The organism is Stenotrophomonas sp. SrG, from assembly GCF_050031795.1.
GTDB lineage: Bacteria > Pseudomonadota > Gammaproteobacteria > Xanthomonadales > Xanthomonadaceae > Stenotrophomonas > Stenotrophomonas rhizophila_A.
Genome location: NZ_JBNBBE010001405.1, coordinates 1 through 235, shown reverse-complemented (window position 1 = coordinate 235; position 235 = coordinate 1). Strand labels below are relative to the sequence as shown.

Sequence of the window (235 nt, the reverse complement as noted above, 5' to 3'; positions counted from 1 at the left end):
CACCAGGCCGCGGAGCAGTGCGCCGCCGGAGGCATCGGCTTCAGCGCCGGCGGGATCGAAGCCCACCGCGAGCTCGGCGATCAGGCCCAGCCCCATGCCGCTCGCGCGCGGCTGCGCCTGTGCACGCTGCCAGCCGCGGCTCACCGTGGATTGTGCGAAGATGTACAGGGTCGGCGACAGGGCCAGGCGCGGATGATTTAACGCGAGATGCCGCGCGAGCGCCGGGCCACCGTCG

At 73.2% G+C, this 235-nt stretch carries 1 pseudogene; it reads right to left on the bottom strand.

Annotation, left to right across the window (positions count from 1 at the left end):
• Positions 1-235: pseudogene (locus ACQG3P_RS24035) on the bottom strand (hypothetical protein); the annotation flags it as partial.